The sequence below is a fragment of the Variovorax sp. OV329 genome, assembly GCF_900114785.1.
Lineage (GTDB): Bacteria > Pseudomonadota > Gammaproteobacteria > Burkholderiales > Burkholderiaceae_C > Variovorax.
Genome location: NZ_FOUG01000013.1, coordinates 149788 through 170286, shown reverse-complemented (window position 1 = coordinate 170286; position 20499 = coordinate 149788). Strand labels below are relative to the sequence as shown.

At 70.6% G+C, this 20499-nt stretch carries 18 protein-coding genes; 7 read left to right on the top strand and 11 right to left on the bottom strand.

The genetic code is table 11. The features are described from left to right. Positions 1–114 precede the first annotated feature (114 nt). Together BM345_RS20890 and BM345_RS20885 are read right to left on the bottom strand one after the other, a co-directional pair. Positions 115–1509, bottom strand: a complete 1395-nt coding sequence (locus BM345_RS20890) for an alpha/beta hydrolase (protein ID WP_254789859.1) — start codon at positions 1507–1509, stop codon at positions 115–117. Between the two features lie 17 nt (positions 1510–1526). Further along, positions 1527–4265: a tannase/feruloyl esterase family alpha/beta hydrolase gene (locus BM345_RS20885; protein ID WP_093383063.1), complete on the bottom strand. Its 2739-nt coding sequence runs from the start codon at positions 4263–4265 to the stop codon at positions 1527–1529. A gap of 149 nt (positions 4266–4414) precedes the next feature. Here BM345_RS20885 and BM345_RS20880 point away from each other — a divergent pair, with 149 nt between their 5' ends. Together BM345_RS20880 and BM345_RS20875 are read left to right on the top strand one after the other, a co-directional pair. Beyond that, on the top strand, positions 4415–5320 hold the full coding sequence (locus BM345_RS20880) for a LysR family transcriptional regulator (RefSeq protein ID WP_093383060.1): 906 nt from the start codon (positions 4415–4417) through the stop codon (positions 5318–5320). Continuing rightward, positions 5317–6303, top strand: a complete 987-nt coding sequence (locus tag BM345_RS20875; protein WP_093383057.1) for a Bug family tripartite tricarboxylate transporter substrate binding protein — start codon at positions 5317–5319, stop codon at positions 6301–6303. The genes BM345_RS20880 and BM345_RS20875 overlap by 4 nt, the downstream gene beginning before the upstream one ends. Before the next feature lie 15 nt (positions 6304–6318). On the opposite strand, the gene BM345_RS20870 is transcribed toward BM345_RS20875, so the two are convergent. The 9 genes from BM345_RS20870 to BM345_RS20830 all read right to left on the bottom strand — a co-directional run bounded on the left by BM345_RS20870 (position 6319) and on the right by BM345_RS20830 (position 15629). Further along, positions 6319–7557 (bottom strand): ABC transporter substrate-binding protein, encoded by a 1239-nt coding sequence (locus BM345_RS20870; protein WP_093383054.1) that lies wholly within the window; start codon positions 7555–7557, stop codon positions 6319–6321. 86 nt (positions 7558–7643) lie between these two features. Then, positions 7644–8672, bottom strand: a complete 1029-nt coding sequence (locus BM345_RS20865) for a branched-chain amino acid ABC transporter permease (protein ID WP_093383051.1) — start codon at positions 8670–8672, stop codon at positions 7644–7646. 4 nt (positions 8673–8676) lie between these two features. Next, positions 8677–9546, bottom strand: a complete 870-nt coding sequence (locus BM345_RS20860) for a branched-chain amino acid ABC transporter permease (RefSeq protein ID WP_093383048.1) — start codon at positions 9544–9546, stop codon at positions 8677–8679. 24 nt (positions 9547–9570) lie between these two features. Next, complete coding sequence (locus tag BM345_RS20855) at positions 9571–10299, bottom strand: ABC transporter ATP-binding protein (RefSeq protein WP_093383045.1); 729 nt, start codon at positions 10297–10299, stop codon at positions 9571–9573. Then, positions 10296–11033 carry an ABC transporter ATP-binding protein gene (locus tag BM345_RS20850; RefSeq protein ID WP_254789857.1) on the bottom strand — a complete coding sequence of 246 codons (738 nt, stop codon included), beginning with the start codon at positions 11031–11033 and terminating at the stop codon, positions 10296–10298. The genes BM345_RS20855 and BM345_RS20850 overlap by 4 nt, the downstream gene beginning before the upstream one ends. Positions 11034–11310: 277 nt before the next feature. Next, positions 11311–12570, bottom strand: coding sequence for an MFS transporter (locus tag BM345_RS20845; protein ID WP_093383039.1), 1260 nt, complete (start codon positions 12568–12570; stop codon positions 11311–11313). A 41-nt stretch (positions 12571–12611) separates the two neighbouring features. Next, a complete protein-coding gene (locus BM345_RS20840) occupies positions 12612–14240 on the bottom strand; it encodes a sulfatase-like hydrolase/transferase (protein ID WP_093383036.1) in 1629 nt (542 codons plus the stop codon). Positions 14241–14244: 4 nt separating this feature from the next. Then, positions 14245–14847, bottom strand: a complete 603-nt coding sequence (locus tag BM345_RS20835) for a YceI family protein (protein ID WP_093383033.1) — start codon at positions 14845–14847, stop codon at positions 14245–14247. Then, positions 14844–15629 (bottom strand): CDP-alcohol phosphatidyltransferase family protein, encoded by a 786-nt coding sequence (locus BM345_RS20830; RefSeq protein ID WP_093383030.1) that lies wholly within the window; start codon positions 15627–15629, stop codon positions 14844–14846. The genes BM345_RS20835 and BM345_RS20830 overlap by 4 nt, the downstream gene beginning before the upstream one ends. A gap of 181 nt (positions 15630–15810) precedes the next feature. On the opposite strand from BM345_RS20830, the gene BM345_RS30225 reads away from it, so the two are divergent. The 5 genes from BM345_RS30225 to BM345_RS20810 all read left to right on the top strand — a co-directional run bounded on the left by BM345_RS30225 (position 15811) and on the right by BM345_RS20810 (position 20494). Next, positions 15811–16656 (top strand): DUF6502 family protein, encoded by an 846-nt coding sequence (locus BM345_RS30225; protein ID WP_175545098.1) that lies wholly within the window; start codon positions 15811–15813, stop codon positions 16654–16656. After that, a complete protein-coding gene (locus BM345_RS30220) occupies positions 16653–17846 on the top strand; it encodes a DUF4382 domain-containing protein (protein WP_175545097.1) in 1194 nt (397 codons plus the stop codon). Before BM345_RS30225 ends, BM345_RS30220 begins: the two co-directional genes overlap by 4 nt. Positions 17847–17998: 152 nt before the next feature. Beyond that, positions 17999–18991 carry a zinc-dependent alcohol dehydrogenase gene (locus BM345_RS20820; protein WP_254789855.1) on the top strand — a complete coding sequence of 331 codons (993 nt, stop codon included), beginning with the start codon at positions 17999–18001 and terminating at the stop codon, positions 18989–18991. Positions 18992–19016: 25 nt separating this feature from the next. Further along, positions 19017–19415, top strand: coding sequence for a 6-pyruvoyl trahydropterin synthase family protein (locus BM345_RS20815; protein ID WP_093383027.1), 399 nt, complete (start codon positions 19017–19019; stop codon positions 19413–19415). A 2-nt stretch (positions 19416–19417) separates the two neighbouring features. Beyond that, positions 19418–20494, top strand: coding sequence for a glycosyltransferase family 4 protein (locus BM345_RS20810; RefSeq protein ID WP_217654012.1), 1077 nt, complete (start codon positions 19418–19420; stop codon positions 20492–20494). Positions 20495–20499: the final 5 nt, after the last annotated feature.

The following is a 20499-nucleotide window of genomic DNA, read 5'->3' as shown; positions in this document are numbered from 1 at the left end:
TGGGCTTGCCATCGGGGAAATTCTGGGCGTGGGCCGTGCCGAGGGTGGCAGCGGCGGCGACGGCGATGGCCGCCAGGGCGAGGATCTTCTTCATGGGTTCTCCGATTGAAAAATCTAGTGCGGCAGGCGCGGAGGCACGCGCGCTTCCAGCGGCGGCGGCTGCCAGCCGGGCCGCAGGTGGCAGCCGTTCTTGCCGTCGCTGTCGAAGCGCGCCTTCAGCGCTTCGCAGCGCTGGGCCACGCTCTGCGGTGTCGGCTTGGTGCCCTTGTCGATCCAGCCCAGCAGCTGGTCGAACAGGGCCACGTACTCGGTGTCGCTGAGGTAGCTGTGCTCGCGCTCGCTGCTGAAGTTCTGCACCAGCAGGTCGGCGGTGCCGGCCGCCTCGCGCTGCGCGCGGTACACGCCTTCGAGCTCGACGAAGGCGGTGGGGTCGTCGATGGCATGCAGGGTGATCGTGGGCAGGCGCGTGCGGCCGGTGGTGCGGCTGTCTGCCGCGAGCGCGCCCTGCGCCTGCGGGTCGGCCTCGTAGCGCAGCACCTGCGCATCCAGCGGCTGGCCGTTGGCCTGGCCGAGGTAGACAACGCCGGTGTTGCCGAAGGGGTTGCGGCCGCCCAGGCGCGCCTGCACCAGGTCCTGGAACAGCCAGGTGCCCCAGTTGAGGTGGCCCTGCAGCGAACGCTCCTGGATCTTCACGGCGCCCAGGATGGCGGCCATGCGCGCGTTCTGCTCGGCGCTGCGCTGCTCGCGCGGCAGGCCGGCGCCGGTGCATTCCTTCACCCGCGCGCCCAGCTGCTCGCGCGTGAGCTTCGAATCCTTGGGCAGGCCCTGCCACAGCGGGTACTGCGGCTCGTCCGGGCGCGGATGGTTCTTGCAGACAGCCTGATAGACCACGCGAAGGTCCAACCGGAACTCGTAGGCGCTGTTGCCGCCGCCCAGCACGCCGCTGGTGAGCATCACGCCGTCGTAGGGGCCGGGATGGCCGGGCGCGCCGGCGTACAGCTCCGCCGCCTTGGCCGCGACGCCGCCGCCGTAGCTCTGCCCGTGCAGCAGGGTGCGGCGCGGCTGGCCGAAGTGCTGCACGAAGAGCTGGCGCAGGCGCTCGGTGTCCTCCGCCGCCATGGTCACGCCGTAGCCGCCGCGCCTGTAGGTGGAGCCGGCCCAGGCATGGCCAGCCTTCACCGTGATGGCCCAGCGCTTGAGGTCTTCCTCGCTGCGCTTGAGCTCGGGCGGGCCGGTCTCGGGGCCACCGTGCGCATGCATCACCAGCACGCCGGTCTGGCGCTGCCAGCCTTGGGGAATGGCGATCCAGTAGAAGGCGCCCGCGCCGTCGGCCCCGGTGAAGCAGCGCGTGCCGTCCGGCACTTCCTTGGGGCAGGTGGCGCTGCGCGGCGCCGTGTCCACGCGCGCTGCTTCTTCCGTGCGCGCGCCCGCCTGCAGCGGCAGCAGTGCCAGGGCGCCTGCACCCATCAGCAGGCGCAGCGCGGTCAAGGGATGGCGAATGCGGTTCATGCGCTTGCTCGTCCTCATCAATGTCGAACTCCGATTTCGAATGCGGGCTGCGCCGTGTCGCCCGAGACAAAGGCCAGCACACCGCCGTTGAAGATCAGCTGCCCCGGCCGGCCCGCATCGGCCTGCGCCATGCCGGGCACCGGCGAGTCGTAGGCCAGCGTCGCGCCTGCGCCGCCGAGGTTGAAGCTGCTGCCGGCCAGCGTGGCGGCGCGATTGTCGCCGCGGCTGCTGCCCATGGCGTAGCTGCCGTCGGCCGTGCCCGAGGCCAGGCTCTGCTGCCCCGAAAGCACGCGCATGCCGGCGTTGCCGCCCTCGCGCACCAGGTGCAGGTGCACGGGGCTGCCGTTGACCATGCCGACCACCCACGAGCCCGACAGCGTGCCGCCGCTGGTGACGGCCGCGCCGGTGGGCGAGGTGGTGTACACGTCGAAGGCGCGGTGTGCACTGGCGTAGCTGATGTAGCCCTTCTCGGTCTGCGTGCAGGCGGCGTCGTAGGTCGTTGCGCCGCCGGTCACCGCGTCGCGGCAGTACTGGAAGGTGCCCGCATTGCGCAGCCGCACGGAGGCTGCCTGCACGGCCGGCGTGCCCGCCGTGCCGGCTTGCTGCACGCCCAGCGCATTGGCGATGACGGCCACCGGGTTGAACACCGCCGGCGAGCTCTCGTTGTTCCAGGTGGTGACAAAGGCCAGCAGCGGTGCGAAGGCGCCGCCCGAGGGCGCGCTGACGCCCCCTTGCAGCACGCCGCCCGCGGCCAGCGTGAACACGGCCCCGCCCTCGCTGCTGGTGTAGCTGCACGCCCCTTGCGACACCAGCGTGCCGTTGCGCTGCGCGCCCGGGCTGCGCACGTTGCTCGCTTCCACCGTGATGCTGTAGGCCATGGTGGCCGGGTCAATCTGCACCGTGAGCTCTTCGCCCAGCGTGTTGCCGCCCTTGTAGCTGGTGGCCGCGGCCGGCAGGTTCGGGCAGGCGAGCGGGTCGCCCGTCTCCGCCACGCAGCTGTAGTTCACGGCCGCGTCCATGCTGCCGCTGCCGCGGTACTTGGGCCAGGCGGGGTACTGACACAGCGGCCGGGTGCGGCCGTAGGTGCCGGCCACCGCATCCACCGCCACGGCGGTGCCGGGCGCCAGGCCCTTCTCCACCCAGCCTTCGAGCGCGGCCAGCGAATCCCAGTTGGGAATGAACACGCCGGTGCCGTGGCCCATGCCGGGCACGGTGTAGAAGCGCACGCCGGCGTTCACCGCCGCCTGACCCACGCTGGTGATCAGGCGCTGGTAGTAGTCGATGGTGGAGTTCGGGCTGATGACCTCGTCCGCCAGGCCATGCAGCAGGATCAGCTTGCCGCCGTTGCCGAGGAAGGGCGCGAGGTTCGCGTCCAGGGCGTCGGTGATGGCCGAGACGGCCTGCACGCGGGGGGTCCAGCTGCCGGGGTTGGCCGGGTCGAAGCCCAGCGTGTCGAAGGCCGCGTCGCGGGTGACGAAGTACTTCACCCACTGGTCGCCCGTGAGGTACATGTTGGCGTCGGCCGATGTCGCCGGGTTGCCTGGCACGGGCCGCGTGCCCAGGTCGCGCGTGGTGTAGGGGCCGGCCACCAGCGCGCCTTCCAGCAGGTTGTAGCCGCCGGCCACCTGCACGCCGTTGGCCAGCGGGTAGCCCAGCTGCAGCGGCGACTCGATGACGCGGACGGTGGCCAGCTGCGCATCCGACAGGCAGGTGTTGCCGGTGTCGGCCCCGCCGGCGCAGCGCAGGCTGCTCAGGATCTGCGTGTTGAGCAGGCGGCAGCTCTCGACATTGCTGACGATGCCGTCCTTGGCGCCGTCCAGCCCATCGCAGGCCGCGAGCACCGACTGCTGCACCTTCAGTGTCTTGGCCACGTTGAGCCAGCCCGCGCCACCGTTGGCGTAGAGCGCGCGGCCCAGCGCCACGTTCGACAGGCGCGTGCCGCTGTAGTTGAGCGCCGGTTCGTTGGCGATCACGCCGTCGTAGTCGGTGGACCAGCGCTGGATGTAGGCCAGCGCATCGCGCCCGCCGGTGGAGGTGCCGAGGAACCAGGCATGCGCCGGCTTCTCGCCGTAGAAGGCCTGCACCAGCTTCTGCGCCACGTCGCGCGTCTTCTTCATCGCCAGGCCGCCGTAGTTGGCCAGCGACTCGTCGTTGGCGGCGAAGCGGCCATCGGTGATGCTGGAGGACTGGTGCCCCGAGTCGCTGCCGTAGGTGGCATAGCCCAGCGCCAGTGGCGCGGGCTTGTCGGCCGGGCCGAAGCGCAGGGGTTCGGTGCCGTCGATCAGGTTGCCGTTGAAGCCGCCGCCGCCGTAGTGGATGGTCTTGCGGTTCCAGCCAGCCGGCAGGTTGAGCGCGAAGTTGATCGCCGGGGACGACGCATCGACCGGTGCGATGGTGCCGCGCACTTTGCAATAGTCGCCATACAGGTTGCCCGCGTCGCCGGCGGCCACGGCCGCGGCCGAGGTGATGGTGGCGCCGCCGCTGGGCAGGCTGATGTCGCTGGCCGCGAAGCTCTTGCCCGCCAGTTCGCCGCAGCTGAGCCTGGCGGTGGCGAGCGGTGGCGCCGGAGTGCCATCGTCCGGGTCCGCAGGATTGGTGTTGCTGCTGCCCGAGGCAGGCGGATTGGCCGGCGTGTCGCCGCCACCGCCACCGCCGCAGGCGGACAGCAGGGCAAGGAAGCAGGCCAGCCCCAGCGCGGAGGCGCCGCGCGGGAAGGCCAGGGAATGCGATTTGGACTCGGGGGGCGCGTTGCGCATGACTTGTCTTGTCTCCATGGGTTCGTTCGTTCGAAAACGCCGCGGCCGTGGTCGGCCGTCATGGGGGGCGAAGATAGGAGCGCAGGTGACTTAGGGTCAAATAAAATGATCGAGGTGTTCCGATACGAAAAAGATATGGAGACGAGTTGATGGACCTGCGCGCCCTGCGCTATTTCGCCGCCGTGGCCGAGACCGGGCACATGACCCGCGCGGCCGAGCGGCTGGGCATCCAGCAGCCGCCCTTGTCGCAGCAGATCAAGACGCTGGAGCGCACGCTGGACCTGCAGTTGTTCAAGCGCCATGCGCGCGGCGTTACCCTCACCGAGGCCGGCCGCCTGTTCCAGGCCGAGGCGCGGCGCCTGCTCGACGATGCCGATGCCATGCGCACGCGCATGAAGCGCGTGGCCGAGGGCCAGGCGGGTGTGCTCCGCGTGGGTTTCACCAGCTCGGCGGCGGCGCACCGCTTCGTGCCCGATGCGCTGCGCGCCTTCCGCCAGGCCTACCCCGGCGTCGAACTGCAGCTGCGCGAGGCCAATGCCGCCGGCCTGACGGAAGCGCTGGTGGCCGGCCGCCTGCATGCCGCGCTGCTGCGCCGGCCGGTGGCGCAGCCCGAGGACCTGCGCTTCGACACCCTCCTGCACGAGCCCATGGTGGCGGCCCTGCCCGTCGATCGCGCCGAGTCGTTGCCGGCCAGCAGCCGCAAGCGCCTGCCGCTCAAGCGCCTGTGCGAAAGCCCGCTCATCCTGGTGCGCCGCCCCGGTGCGCCTGGCATGTACGCCGAGCTGCTCTCGCTGTGCCATTCCCAGGGCCTGGCGCCGCGCATCGCGGCCGAGGTGGACCGCATGATGACCAACCTCAACCTGGTGGCCGCGGGCGTGGGCGCCTCGGTGGTGCCGGCGTCCATGGCCGGCGTGCATGCCCATGCGGTGGCCTACCTGCCGCTGGCCGGCTGCGACTCGCTGGACGCGCCGCTCACGCTGGCCTGGCGCGAGGGTGAGGACAGCCTGCCCGCCCGCCACTTCCACGCGCTTCTGCACGAGCGCGCGGCGGCATGAGCGCAAGCCTGCATCGCCGACGCCTGCTGGCCGCCGCGCTCGCGCTGCCGGCGCTGGGCAGCGCGGGCGCCGCGGCACCTGCATGGCCCGTGCGGCCCATACGGCTGTTCGTCGTCTACCCGGCCGGTGGCGTCTCGGACCTCATGGCGCGCGCCCTGGCCGATCCGTTGGCCGAGCGGCTGGGCGTGCCTGTGCTGGTGGAGCACCGGCCCGGCGCCGGCGGCAGCGTGGGCATCGACCTGCTGGCGCGTAGCGCGCCCGACGGCCACACCCTCGCCTTCTCGGCCATCAGTCCGCTCACCCTGTCACCGTTGATCGAGCGCCTGGGCCAGGCGGACCGGCTTCGCTCGGTGGACCCGGTGGGCAGCGTCATGCGCACGCCGGTGCTGGTGGTGGCCACGCCGGCCTTCCAGGGCGCGGGCTTTCACGACCTGCTGCTGCAGGCGCGCGCCGCACCGGGCGCCCTGCGCTGGGCCACCTCGGGCGTGGCGACCACCGGCCACCTGGTGCTGGCGCAGGTGCGCGCGCTGGCGGGCGTGGAGATCACTCACGTGCCCTACCAGGGCGGCGGGCCGCAGCTCAACGACGCGCTGGGCGGACAGTTCGAGATCCTGTCCTCCAACGTGGCAGCGCAGCAGCTTCGCTACATCGAGCAGGGGCGGCTGAGGGCGCTGGCCGTGGGTTCGCCCACGCGGCTGTCCGCCTTGCCGAACGTCCCCACGCTGGCGGAGCTGGGCTTCGAGCCGGCCAACCGCGACTCGCTCTTCGGCATCTTCGCGCCGCCGGACACGCCGCGGCGCATCGTGCGGCGCATCAACATCGAGATCAATCGCGCGCTGGCGGGCGCCGGCCTGCGCGAGCGGCTGCTGCAGTCCCACAACCTGCCCGCGCCCGGCAGCATCGATGCCTTCACCAACGAGATCGAGCTGGACCGCCAGCGCAACGTCGCGCTGGTGGAGCGCGATCCGCACGCCTTCGACTGAAGGCGGCGCGCCCGTCTAATCGACCGTGCTCAGCACATCGCCGAAACCCGCCCACTGCGTGCCGGTGAACTTCGACAGCTGCGCCTGCTTGACCAGGAAGTAGTCTGTTGGCGAGGTGTTCAGCGCCATGCCCGGCAGCAGCAGCGGCAGCTTGAGGTTCTTGATGCCGGTGGCCTGCTTCATGACGTTCTCGCGCGTCAGATCGTTGCCGGCCGCCTTGATTACGTGCACCATGAGTTGCGCCGCGATGTAGGCATAGAGGTTGGAGGCGTCCTTGGGGTCGCCGTCCTTGTAGAAGCGGCCCATGAAGGCGCGCCACTCCAGCATGGCGGGGTCCTCCTTCCACTGCGGATCGTTCGGGTCCTTGTAGTACTGGATGGTGAGAAGGCCCACCGACTTGTCCAGCCCCGCCGGCGTGAGCACCGAGCCCACCGAGGCGCCCACGTTGTTCACGATGTGCAGCGGCTTCCAACCCGAGTCGTAGGCCTTGCGGATGGCCTGCGCGGCGAACTTGGGCGTGGTGATGTTGATGAAGGTGTCGGCGCCCGAGCCCTGCAGCGTGACGATCTGCGAGTCCACCGTGGGGTCGGTCACCTCGTAGCTGGCCTCGGCCACGATCAGCTTGGCGCCCTGCGCGCCCAGGCCGTCCTTCACGCCCTTGAGCAGGTCCTTCCCGTAGTCGTCGTTCTGGTAGAGGATCGCGACCTTCGCGTTCGGCTTGTTCTTCAGCAGGTACTTGGCATAGATCACGCCCTCGGCCTGGTAGCTGAGGTTGAAGCCGATGGTCCAGGGGAAGTTCTTCGGGTCGGCCCACTTGGTGGCGCCGGTCGCCAGGAACAGGTGAGGCACCTTCCTGGCGTTGACGTACTTGTGGATGGCCGAGTTGCTCGGCGTGCCCAGGGTCTGGAACAGGGCCAGCACCTCGTCCTGCTCCACCAGCTTGCGCACCTGCTCCACCGCCTTGGGCGGGCTGTAGCCGTCGTCCAGGCTGATCAGGTTGATCTTGCGTCCGTTGATGCCGCCCTGCTCGTTGAGCATCTTGAAGTAGGCCTGCTGCAGTTTGCCGATGGTGGCGTATGCCGAGGCCGGGCCGCTGTAGGGCATGGTCTGTCCCAGCTTGATCTCGGTGTCGCTGGCACCGGGGCCGTACTTCTTCTGCTGCGCCTGCACCGGCAGCACGCCGAGCGCGAGCAGCGAGGCGCCGGCCACCAGGGTGGTGCGGCGGCCGGGGGATGCGGGAGAGGTGGGTCGCATGGTGGTCACTCCTTCTTTGCACGTTGCCAGTCAGGTCAACAAAGTGGACCGGCTTCTTCGGGCCCGGTCCGGCCGAAAACAGTGGTTCAGGTGCCGTGCGACTTCGGCCGCACCTGCGCCGGCGCGACGCCGCGCGCGCCGGCATGCGCCGCGGCACGCCGCGCCCGCCAGCGCGCCGCCAGCTGGCGCAGGCCGCCCGCCACGCCGAAGGGCAAGGCATACATGAACACGATGAGGAACACGCCGTAGATCGCCCAGGGCGCGGCCTTGGACACCTGGTCGGCGATGTTGGGCACGAACTGGATGAACAGCGCCCCCCACAGCGCGCCCTGGATGGACGCCAGCCCGCCCACCACCAGCCCCACCACCAGCGTGATGGAGAGAAACACGCTGAAGGAATCCGGCGCCACGAACTGGATCACCACCGCGCCCAGCGCGCCGGCGATGCCGGTGTACATGGCCGAGACGCCGAAGGTCATGGACTTCACCATGGCCGTGTTCACGCCCATGGCCTGCGCGGCGGTGGGCTGCTCGCGGATGGCCACCATGGCGCGGCCAATGCGCCCGCGCAGCAGGTTCCAGGCGAGCAGGAACAAGAACAGCACCCAGCCCAGCACCACGAAGTACAGCCACTGGTCCTGCGTGAGCCCGCTCCACTCGGGCGCCTCGGGCTTGAGGATGACGATGCCCTGCGCACCCCCGGTCCAGTGCTCCAGGTGCTTGTACTTGAGGATCTGCGGCATGGCCACGCCCAGCGCGAAGGTGGCTAGCGCCAGGTACAGCCCGTCCAGCCGCAGCGCCGGCAGCCCGAACAGGAAGCCCGCCACCAGGCACACCGCGCCGGCCACCGGCACCGTAGCCCAGTAGGGCACGCCGGCCTTGTCCATGAGGATGGCCGCCGTGTACGCGCCGATGGCATAGAAGGCGCCATGCCCCAGCGAGATCTGCCCGTTGTAGCCGGTGAGCATGTTCAGCCCCAGCAGCGCGATCGCATAGACCATGGCCAGCGTGAGCTGGAACACGCGGTAGTTCGACAGCAGGAAGGGCAGCACGCAGGCCGCCGCGATGAGCAGTGCGAGGCCGATGCGGTGCAGGCGGATGTCGCGCTCGTTCATGGCGCTATACCCGCGACACGTGCACCGTGCCGAACAGGCCCGAGGGCCGGATCACCAGCACCCCCACGATCAGCACCAGCGCCACCGTGAGCTTCAGGTCGGTGCCCAGCACCGCACCCACCACGTTCTCCAGCACGCCGACGATGAAGCCGCCCAGCACCGCCCCGCCGGGGCTGTCGACGCCGCCCAGCAGTGCCGCCGCGAAGGAGTACAGCAGGATGCCCGTCATCATGTTGGGCTCCAGGAACACGATGGGCGCCACCATGATGCCGGCCACCGCCCCGATGGCCGAGGCCAGCCCCCAGCCCAGCGCCAGCATCCAGCCCACCCGCACGCCCACCAGGCGGCTGGACTCGGGGTTGTGCGCGGCCGCGCGCATCGCCAGGCCCAGCGGCGTGAAGCGGAAGAAGACGAACACCAGCGCCAGCACCACCAGCGTGACGCCGATGGCGCCCAACTCGTGCGAGGTCACGTAGGTGTTGCCGAACAGCGGCGCCGCCGGGAAGGGGCTGGGGAAAGGCTTGATCGTGTAGCTGAAGATCCAGCCCGCCACGCTGTTGAGGATCACCAGCAGCCCGATGAACACGATCACCACCGACAGCACCGAGGCCTGCTCCACCGGCCGCACGATGATCCGCTCGATCAGCGCGCCCAGCGCGAAGGCGATCGCCACGGTGGCGAAGAAGGCCAGCCAGTAGGGCAGCCCCGCCTGCATCAGGCTCCAGGCGATGTAGGTGGAGAACATGGCCAGTTCGCCCTGGGCGAAGTTCACCAGGTGCGTGGCCTGGTAGATCATCACCAGCGCCAGCGCCATGCTGGCGTAGATGCCGCCGGTGGCCAGGCCGGAGAGCACCTGGTGCAAGAGGACGTTCATCGATTCCCTCCTCGCGCCTTTGTTCTAGTAACCCAGGTAGGAACGCCGCACCGCCTCGTCGGCGCGCACCACGTCCGCCGGCCCGGACATCACCACGCGCCCCGTCTCCATCAGGTAGGCATGGTCGGCCAGCTGCAGGGCCAGCGCCGCGTTCTGCTCTACCAGGAGCATGCTCACGCGATCGCTGCGGTTGATCTCGCGCAGGATCTCGAACAGCTCGGCCACGATGCGCGGGGCCAGGCCGAAGGAAGGCTCGTCCAGCAGCATCAGCCGCGGGCGCAGCATCAGCGCGCGCGACACGGCCAGCATCTGCTGCTCGCCGCCCGAGAGCGTGCCGGCCTGCTGGCGTCGGCGCTCGCGCAGTCGCGGGAAGTAGCCGAACACGCGCTCGAAGTCGGCCTCCACCTGCGCCCGGTCGCGCCGCGTGCAGGCGCCCAGCTTGAGGTTCTCGTCCACCGTGAGCTGCGCGAAGGTGCCGCGCCCGTCAGGCACGTGGGCCACGCCCAGGCGCACGATCGATTCGGTCGCGCGCCGCGTGATCGACTGGCCGGCCAATTCGATCTCGCCCTCGGTGCGCACCATGGCGCACACTGCGCGCAGGGTCGTGGTCTTGCCCGCGCCATTGGCGCCCAGGATGGTGGTGATGCCGCCCTCGCGCACGCCGAAGTCCATGCCGTGCAGCACCTGCACCGCGCCGTAGGCGGCCTTGAGTCCCCGGGCCTGCAGGATGGGGCGGCCTTCTTCTGCACTCATGCCGCCACCCCGCCCAGGTAGGCGCGGATCACTTCCTCGTTGGCCTGCACCTGCGCCGGCGTGCCGTCGGCGATCACGCGTCCGAAGTCCAGCGCCACCACCTGGTCGGACACCCGCATCACCAGGTTCATGTGGTGCTCCACCAGCAGCAGGGTGAGCGAGAGCCGGTCGCGCACTTCGCGCAGCAGGGCCATCAGCGCGCCCACTTCCTCGTGGTTGAGGCCGCCCGCGGGCTCGTCCAGCAGCAGCAGCTTGGGCCGGCTCATGAGCGCGCGGGCCAGCTCCACGCGCTTCTGCGTGCCGAAGGGCAGGTCCATCACCCGCTGCCGGGCCACCGGACCCAGGTCGAGCAGCTCGACCAGCTCGTCGGCCCGTTCGCGCAGCTGCGATTCCTCGCGGCCCACGCCGGGCAGCCGCAGCATGTTGGCGACGAAGCCGCTGCCTGTGCGGCAGTGCCCGCCCACCAGGATGTTCTGCGCCACGCTCATGGTGCGAAAGAGCGCCAGGTTCTGGAAGGTGCGTCCGATGCCCAGCGACGCGATGCCGTGCGCCGGCGTCTCCAGCAGCGAGCGCCCCTCGAACAGGATGCGCCCCTCGCTGAAGCTGTACAGCCGCGAGAGGCAGTTGAAGAGCGTGGTCTTGCCAGCGCCGTTGGGCCCGATCAGCCCGACGATGTGCCCGCGCTGCACCCCGAAGGACACCCGGTCCAGCGCCGTGATGCCGCCGAAACGCACGGTGACGCCTTCGACGCGCAGCAGTGCTTCCCCGGCCGCAGTGGCAGCTGTCGAGACGATGACCTTCTCCTTCGCAACGGGACAAAGAAGCTTGCACGGCTCGTCGCCCTCGGCCGCGCACAGGTGGGCGCGGACGCGGACGGCACTGATGGCGAAGAAAGATAGCGGGCCGCGGCGCGCGCAGCCAGATCGGCAATACCCTGCCCCGCGTTGTCACCGACGTGACGCGCGCCATGCGGCAGCGCACCAAAAGTCCCGGCGCCTGGCGCAGGGAGACTCAGGTCGCCGCTTGCCGCACCGCGCTGCGCCCGCCCATTCGCCTGATCCGCATCAGCAACCCGAAGGCGATGCCCATGGTGAGCAGGTTCCAGCCGATGCCGTTGAGAAAGGCAGCGTGGTAGCTGCCGGTGAGGTCGAACACCTTGCCCGAGATCCAGCCGCCCAGCGCCATGCCCAGCAGCGTGGCCATGAGCACCGTGCCGATGCGCGAGCCGGCCTCCGCGGCCGGGAAGTGCTCGCGCACGATCACCGCGTACGAAGGCACGATGCCGCCCTGGAACAGCCCGAACAGGGCCGAAACCACGAACAGCGGGACCATGCCGTCGAAAGGCAGGAAGAGCGTGAGCGCGATGCACTGCAGCACCGCGCCCAGCAGCAGCGTGCGCAGCCCGCCGATGCGGTCGCAGACAAGCCCCGAGATCAGCCGGCTGGCCACGCCGAAGGCCAGCATCACCGACAGCATCTGCGCGCCGCGCGCCGCGCCGAAGCCCAGGTCGGTGCAGTAGGCCACGATGTGCACCTGCGGCATGGACATGGCCACGCAGCAGGCCACGCCCGCGATGCACAGCAGCGCCAGCGCCGCATTCGGCGACAGGCCGAAGGGCCGCGCGGACGGCTGCACGCCGCCCGCCGATGGCGAAGCCGACAGGTCCAGCGCCGGCGGCTTGGCGCGCAGCAGCAGCGCGAGGCCGCCCATGCTCAGCGTGGTGAAGATGCCCAGGCCGATGAAGGTCTGGCGCCAGCCCACCACCTCGACGAAGTGCGCGACGATGGGCGGCCACACCGCGCCCGCGATGTAGTTGCCGCTGGCGCACAGGGCCACCGCGATGCCGCGCCGGCGCACGAACCACAGCGTGGTGTCGGCCATCAGCGGGCCGAAGGCGGCCGAACTGCCCAGGAAGCCCACCAGCAGGCCCTGCGCGATCGTGAAGCCCCAGATGCCGCCGGACAGCCCGCTGGCGATGTAGCCGCCGCCCAGGCACACGGCGCCCAGCAGCAGCGGCCACATCACGCCGTAGCGGTCGGCCAGGCGCCCCATCCAGATACCGCCCACGCCGAAGCCGATGAGCAGCGCCGTGTAGGGCATGGAAGCCTGCGCGCGGTCGATGCCGAAGTCGGCCTGCACGGCGGGCAGCACCACCGCCACCACGTACATGCCGCCGCTGCCCACGGTGAGCAGCAGCATGGTGACGAGAAGACGCAGGTAGGCGTAGCGCGAATCCGGAAGGTGGCGCGCGGTATCGGACGTGGCGGGCATGGAGGCGGATTGTGCCGGGCAGGCCAGTTTCCTGCCGCGCGCTACTCGGCGGCCGGCGCGAGCGGCGCGTCGAAGGCGTCCAGCAGCACGGCGGTGAGTTCGTACATCGCACGGGGCACCTGCGGCTGCGGCGGCACCAGGCCCGGCACGAAGCCGCGCGCCACCAGGCGATCGAGCAGCGCGCGGTCGCGGCTGATGATGTGCACGGGCACTTCCCAGGAGGCATCGCTGCCGCTCACCACTGCCCAGGGCTGGTGGTCGCCGAGCAGCACCGTGACCAGGTCCTGCGGCGCTTCCTTTGCGAGGTAGCTGCCCAGCCACTGGAAGGTGTAGCGCAGCGAGGCCAGGTAGGCCGGCGTGCCGCTGTAGTTGCGCGATGTGCCTGGCACGCGCCGGGCCGCCTCGAGCTGCTGCGGCGTGTAGGCGGCGGGGTCGGCTGCATGTGCCAGGTCGGGCAGCAGTGGCGGCAGCGGCACGAAGGGCATGTGGCTGGCCAGCGTGGCCATCACCGTGAAGCGGGGCTGGCGCTGCTGCGGCGAGCCGGCCAGTTCCTGCGCCTGCAGCTGGGCCAGCGCCGCCTGGTCGGGGATGCGCCAATGACCCCAGGCCAGGCCCTGGTAGCCGATGCTGCCCGCATCGGCATAGCGGTCGAAGTCCCAGAAGCCGCCCTCCGGCCAGGGCTTCTGCAGGCCCGGCATCCAGTTCACCGTGCGCCAGCCCTGCTGCTTGAAATGCTGCACAAGGCTGGGCCGGTCGCTGGCCAGCAATCGCTCGTAGTCGCCCGGATCGTGCGTGTCCACGCCAGCCAGCAAGGCTGCATGCGCCAGCCAGGATGAGCCGCCGAAGGTGGGTGACACCACGCGCGCCGTCACCACATCGCGGCCGCTGGCCTGGATCTGCCGCAGCAGCTGCTCGCGATCCGGCGCCAGCGCGCGGGCCTGGTCCGGATCGTCCAGCGTACATGCGCCGTAGGACTCGGCAAAAAGCAGCAATACATCGGCCCGATGCAGGCCCGCCAGCGAATGCCGCGCGAACTCGGGACTGGCCGTGAGCGCGGCACCACCCGGCAGGCGCGCGGCCACCAGCAGCTCCACCTGCCGCGCCAGCGCCGGCGTGGTCGGCTGCGCGAAGAGAAAGCGGGTGTCGCGCCCGACCAGGTCATGCACTGCAAACACGCACAGCAGCAGCCCGCTCGCCAGCAGCACGCCGGCGCGCAGGCCGCCGCTGGATGCCAGTGCCCGCCCCAGGCGGCCCCAGCTCGCGCGCACCACGGCATAGAGCAACACCAGCACCAGCACGATTCCCAGCAGCGCCAGGCCAACGCGCCACGCGCCGATGCCGCTGATGCGCAGCACCGACATCGCATGCGGCGCATCCCAGTAGAGGTTGAGCGGCCGCCCCAGCAGCGCGGCCGCGGTCGAGTCGAGGTAGTGCGCCGCGATGGCGAAGACACTCGCGCCGGCCAGCCAGCGCAGGCCGCGCGCCCCGGGCGCCTGGCCGCGCCAGCCGATCCACAGCGCAAGCGCCGACAGCACCAGCACCAGCTCCAGCGAGACGCCGGCCACCAGTTCGGGCCATGGCGCGGGCCAGCCGTTGCGCAGGGTCAGCAGCGCGTTCAGCACGAGCAGCGCCAGCGCCGCCTGCCCCGCGATGCCGGCGCGCCCCTTCATGGCCTCATTGCCGCTTGGCCTCGAACTCGATGATCAGCGGCACCTCGTCGCCGACCCAGCCGTTGCCCACGCCGTAGTTCATGCCGTAGCTGCTGCGCTTGAAGGCGCCGCGCGCAGACACGCCCATCACATAGGTCTTGTCGATGGGCGAGACGCCGCTCTTGTTCCAGGTAGCGGTGAGCGTGAGCGGCTGGCTGCGCCCGAGCAGCTCCAATTGCCCCGCGATCTCGAAGCTGCGCTCGCCCGTCTTGCGCGCGCTGGTGGCGGTGAAGGTCATGCGCGGGAATTCGTTGGCGTTGAGGAAGTCGGCGCTCGCCAGGTGCTGGTCGCGCTTGGCGTGGTTGGTGAAGACGCTGCGCGTGTCCACCTCGATGCGCACGTCCGACAGCGTGGCCGTGTCCTCGTCGAAGCTGTAGCTGCCGCGCGCCGCGCGGAACATGCCCAGCACCTTTCCATAGCCCAGGTGGTCGACCAGGAAGCCCATGCTGATGTGTTCCGGATCGAGCTGGTAGCGGGCCGGCGCGGCCTGCGCCTGCGGGACGGTGGCGAAGGCGGTGGCCAGCGCCAGCAGGGCCGGCACGATCAGTTGGCGGCGGATTCGATTCATGTGGAAGGCTCCATGTGCGGCCGCCGGCTCCGGCGGCGGTACAACCACCCCAGGTCGGCGGCGAACGATGCGCTGAGCATCAGGAGGCCCGCGGCCGCGATGGCCTGGCTGGTGCCGCGCGAGATGATCGGGCCGAGGCAGACGATGAGCAGCGTGATCTGCACCACGCATACCGACTTGCGCCGCCACGACGGAAACAGGGGCTGCGCGATCCAGGGCCAGACGCGGCCAGCCAGCACGAAGGCGTAGCGCATGGCGCCGGCCGCCAGCACCCAGGCGCCGGCCTTGTCGAACTGCAGGATCAGGAAGCACAGCACCGCCACCAGCAGCGCGTCGCATTCCATGTCGAAGCGCGCGCCGAACTCGCTGGCCAGTCCCTGCGTGCGCGCCAGCGGGCCGTCGGCCGCGTCCAGCACGGCGGTGGTGGTGGCAAAGACCACGATGACCCAGGCCAGCGGCGCCGGATCGGCCGGCAGCGGCCGCCCGACCACGCCGGCCAGCAGCGCGATCATGGCCAGGCGCATGAGCGTCAGGCCATTGGCGGCGCCGAAGCGCTCATGGGGCGCGTGCTCCGCCAGGCCCTGCAGCACCAGCAGCACGCCCAGTGCGAAAACCGCCAGCGACTGCAGCGCGTAGGCGGCGCTCCAGCCCATCCAGGCCGCCACGGCCATCGCCACGACCAGCAGCAGCAGCACCACCATCAAGGCAACCCCAAGGGCCGAGCGCCGCAAGCGCGGCGGCAAGCGGCCAAAAGGCAAGACGGGCGGTGCGGCAAGGGACATCGGCGTGCTCCTGGCTTTGGATGGTGGCCGCCGCGCGTCCGTTCCGCGGGCCCGGCCAGGCGCCAGTGTGCCCGCAAAGCGGCGACCCCGCGCAAGCCCCCGCCATGAGGCGGCGCAGCCTGGAAACGAATGCTTGCACCCAGTTTGAGCTTTGGCAGTATTTGGGATAGATTTCCCAAAAATGGACACACGATCCAATCTCAACCTGAGGCTGGAAGCCGCCCTGGGCAAGGTGCTGCGGGCGCTTTTCCGGGTGCTCTTGCGGCACTCGATGGCCTACACCGCCTTCGAGGAACTGGCCCGCCGCGCCTACGTCGAGGTGGCGATGAAAGACTTCGCCATCGAGGGCAAGAAGCCCAGCATCTCGCGCGCCTCCATCCTCTCGGGCCTCACGCGCAAGGAGGTGCGGCGCCTGCTGGCGCTGCCTGCCGTCAGCGAGGAGAACCCCGACGACGGCGAGCGCTACAACCGCGCCGCCCGCGTGATCACCGGCTGGGTGCGCGACTCGGAATTCCTGGGCGCCGACGGGGAGCCCAGGCCCCTGCCCATTGCTGGCCAGCGGGGTTTCGCCGCGCTGGTGCGGCGCCACAGCGGCGACATGCCGGTGCGCGCCGTGCTCGACGAACTGCTGCGCGTGGGCGCGGTGCACTGGCAAGGCGAGCAGCACGTGGCACTGCGCACGCGCGCCTACATCCCCAACGCCGGCGTGCCCGAGAAGATGGACATCCTGGGCCAGGACGTGGCCGATCTGGTCGCCACCATCGACCACAACATCGAGCACGGCGAGGAAGACCCGCGCTTCCAGCGCAAGGTGATGTACGCCGCTATTCCCGAGACCGAACTGGCCGCCTTCCGGCGGGTGAGCGGCGCGCAGGGCCAGGCGCTGCTCGAGCGCCTGGACCGCTGGCTGCAGGCCCGCGACAACGATGCGCACGCCGACGCCACCACGCCGCGCAGGCGCGTGGGGATGGGCATCTACTACTTCGAGGAGCCGGCGGCTCCGCCACCGCAAGGAGAAGAACAATGAATTTCCGCAGATCCATCGCCGCGGGTGTCGCGGCTTGCACCTTGCTCCTGCTCGCAGCCTGCGGAGGCGGCGGTGGTGCGGGCGGCGGCATCGGGGGCTCCGGGGCGCCGTTGGGCAAGGGCACGATGCGCGCATCGATGACCGACGCGCCCTCCTGCGGCTACGACGCTGTCCACGTCACCATCGACAAGCTGCGTGTCCACCAGAGCGGCAACGCCGCCGAGTCCGACAGCGGCTGGGTCGACATCCCGCTGTCGGGGCCGCGGCGCGTGGACTTGCTCACCCTCACCAACGGGGTGCTCTTTCCCCTGGGCGAGGTTCCGCTGACCGCGGGCAACTACCAGCAGATGCGCCTGGTGCTGGCCGGCAACACGCAGGCCAATCCCCTGGCCAACTCGGTCACGCCCACGGGCGGCGCCGAGACGCCGATGGACACGCCCAGCGCGCAGCAAAGCGGCCTGAAGCTGAACATGAACGTCGACGTGCCCGCCGGCCAGGTGGTGGACGTGGTACTCGACTTCGACGCCTGCAAGTCGGTGGTGCGGCGCGGCAATTCGGGGCGCTACAACCTCAAGCCGGTCGTCACGGTGATCCCGGTGGTCAACGCCGGCGGCCAGCGCGTCGAAGGCTGGGTGGACCTCTCGCTGGCAAGTGGCAGCACCTTCGTCTCGCTGCAGTCGCAGGGCCTGCCGGTCAAGACCGGCATCCCGGACAGCCAGGGCCGCTTCGTGCTCTTCCCGGTGCCGGCCGGCAACTACGATCTGGTCGTGAGTGCCCCTGGCCGCGTCAGCGCGGCGCTGACCGGCGTGCCTGTCGGCAACACGGCCGTCACGACGGTGGGCAGCAGCAACCTGCGCGTGAATCCACCCGCCACGCTCATGCGCCCGGTGGGTGGCATGGTCAGCCCAGCCACGGCCACCGTGCGGGCGGTGCAGACACTCGCCGGCGGGCCCTCGATCGAGGTCGCCTCGCCTCCGGTGGACGCCCAGACCGGCGCGTTCGCCATGGACCTGCCCATCGCCGCGCCGGTGCGTGCGCCCTACGTGGCCAATGCGCCCTCCTTCGGCTTCACGGCCGATGCGGCCGTGGCCGGTCTCTACACCGTGCAGGCCAACGCCAACGGCGGCGTGCAGAACGCGGCTGTCAACACCGCTGCCCCCGTGCCGCCGCTGAGTTTCAGCCTGCCCTGATTCAGCCCAGGCGGGCTGGGTGCCTGCGCCGGAATCATCGAGCCCCCGGCGCAGGCCCGTTCGGCGCGTGCCGCCTCCTCTCCGGCGGCACGCGCTCTTTTTTTTGATGCCCCTCGGCTGCGCCCTGCACGCGCATGCGGGACACTCGGGCAATGCCCGAGCTTTCCGACACGGACTGGATGCAGGCGCAGGCCTGCTGGATCGAAGCCCCCGGCCATGCGGCCCTGCGCGCCGCGCAGCTGGCCGCACCCGGCCCCGGCGAAGTGCTGGTGCGCGCGCTGCACAGCGGCATCAGCCGCGGCACCGAGATGCTGGTGTTCGGCGGCCGCGTGCCGCAGAGCGAATACCAGCGCATGCGCGCCCCGTTCCAGGAAGGCGACTTCCCGGGTCCGGTGAAGTACGGCTATGCCAGCGTCGGCGTGGTCGAGCAAGGGCCCGATGACTTGCGGGGCCGCGCCGTCTTCTGCCTGCATCCGCACCAGAGCCGCTACGTGGTGCCCGCATCCGCCGTGCATGCCTTGCCCGATGGGCTGCCGCCCGCGCGTGCCGTGCTCGCCGCCAACATGGAGACTGCCGTCAACGCCCTGTGGGATGCCTCGCCACGCGTGGGCGACCGCATCGCGGTGGTCGGCGGCGGCGTGGTGGGCCTGCTGGTGGCGTGGCTCGCGGCGCGGCTGCCGGACTGCCATGTGCAGCTCGTCGACACCCATGCACCCCGCGCGCAACTGGCGAGGCACCTGGGCCTGGACTTCGCGCGGCCTGACGATGCCGCGCCCGAGGCGGACCTCGTCGTGCACGCCAGCGGAAATTCGCAAGGGCTGGCCACCGCGCTGGGGCTGGCGGCCTTCGAGGCCACGGTGCTGGAGCTGAGCTGGTACGGCCAGCAGCCGGTGAGCCTGCCGCTGGGCGAGGCCTTCCATGCACGCCGCCTCACGCTTCGCAGTTCGCAGGTAGGCCATGTGGCCACCGCGCAGCGTGCGCGCTGGACCCACGCGCGGCGCATGGCACTGGCGCTCTCGCTGCTGCGGGACGAGCGGCTGGATGCACTCGTCACCGGCCACGCCCCCTTCGCGCAGCTGCCCCAGGTGCTGGAACGCCTCGCGGCCGGCTCGCCGGATACGCTGTGCCAGCGCATCGACTACTGATGGATCTTCAAGGAGCGATTCCCACATGTTCAGCGTCAACGTCCGCGACCACTTCATGATCGCCCACAGCTTCAAGGGCGAGACCTTCGGCCCTGCGCAGCGCATGCATGGCGCCACCTACGTGGTCGACCTGGAGCTGCGCCGGCCCGAGCTGGATGCCGACAACGTCGTCGTCGACATCGCACTGGCCACCGAGGTGCTGCGCGCCGTGCTGGCCGAGATCAACTTCCGCAACCTGGACGAGGAGCCCGTCTTCGCCGGCCGCAACACCACCACCGAGTTCCTGGCCAAGGTGATCTTCGACCGGCTGGCCGCGCGCATCGCCAAGGGCGAGCTGGGACCGAACGCCGATGGCCTCGAACACATGCGCGTGTGCCTGCACGAATCGCACGTCGCCTGGGCTGCCTACGAAGGAAAGCTCTGAGCGTGGCCGGCAGCGCGCGCCACTGCAGCTTCCTCTACCCGGGCGAGCTGGCCACGCGTACCGGCGGCTACACCTACGACCGGCGCATCATCAATGGGCTGCAGGCACTGGGCTGGCGGGTGGACCTGCATTCGCTGGGCGATGGCTTTCCCGCGCCGGACGCTGCGGCCCTGGCACGGGCCCGGGACGTGGTCGCGTCGCTGCCCGATGGCGCGCTGGCGGTGGCCGACGGCCTGGGCTTCGCCGTGCTGGGCGACCTGGCCCACGCGCATGCGAAGCGCCTGCGCTGGGTGGCGCTGGTGCACCATCCGCTCGCGCTGGAAAGCGGCCTGGACGACAGCCGCCGCAAGGCCCTGCACACGAGCGAACGGCATGCGTTGAAGGCTGCACGGCACGTCATCGTCACCAGCCCTTTCACCGCGCGCAACCTGGTGGCCGACTTCGGCGTGCCGGCATCGCAGATCAGCGTGGTGGAGCCGGGCACAGACCCGGCGCCGGTGTCCGCCGGTTCGCCGTCCGGAGAAGGTTTGAATCTCCTGTGCGTGGCCACCATCACGCTGCGCAAGGGACACGCTCTGCTGGTCGAGGCACTTGCTGCGCTGAAGGAGCGGCGCTGGACGCTGCACTGCGCCGGCAGCCTCGCCATGGACCCGGCCTGCAGCGAAGCCCTGCGGCAGGCCATCGCGCGAGAAGGCCTGGCCGATCGCATCGTGCTGCACGGCGAGCAGGACGAGGCCGGGCTGCAACGACTCTACGCCGCTGCCGATGCCTTCGTGCTGCCCTCCTACCACGAGGGCTACGGCATGGCGCTGGCCGAGGCCATCGCGCGGGGCCTGCCGGTCATCAGCACGCGCGCCGGCGCCATTGCCGACACCGTGCCCGAGGCGGCTGGCCTGCTGGTGCCGCCGGGCGATGCCGCGGCCCTGCGTGCGGGCCTGCAGCGCCTGATGGATGATGGGGCCTGGCGCGGACAGCTTCGCGCGGGGGCACTCGCCGCCCGCGACGCGCTGCCCGACTGGGAGACCGCCACCGCGCGCTTCGCCGGCGCGCTGCTGGCGGTGGTGAACGAAGAAGGATGACGAGA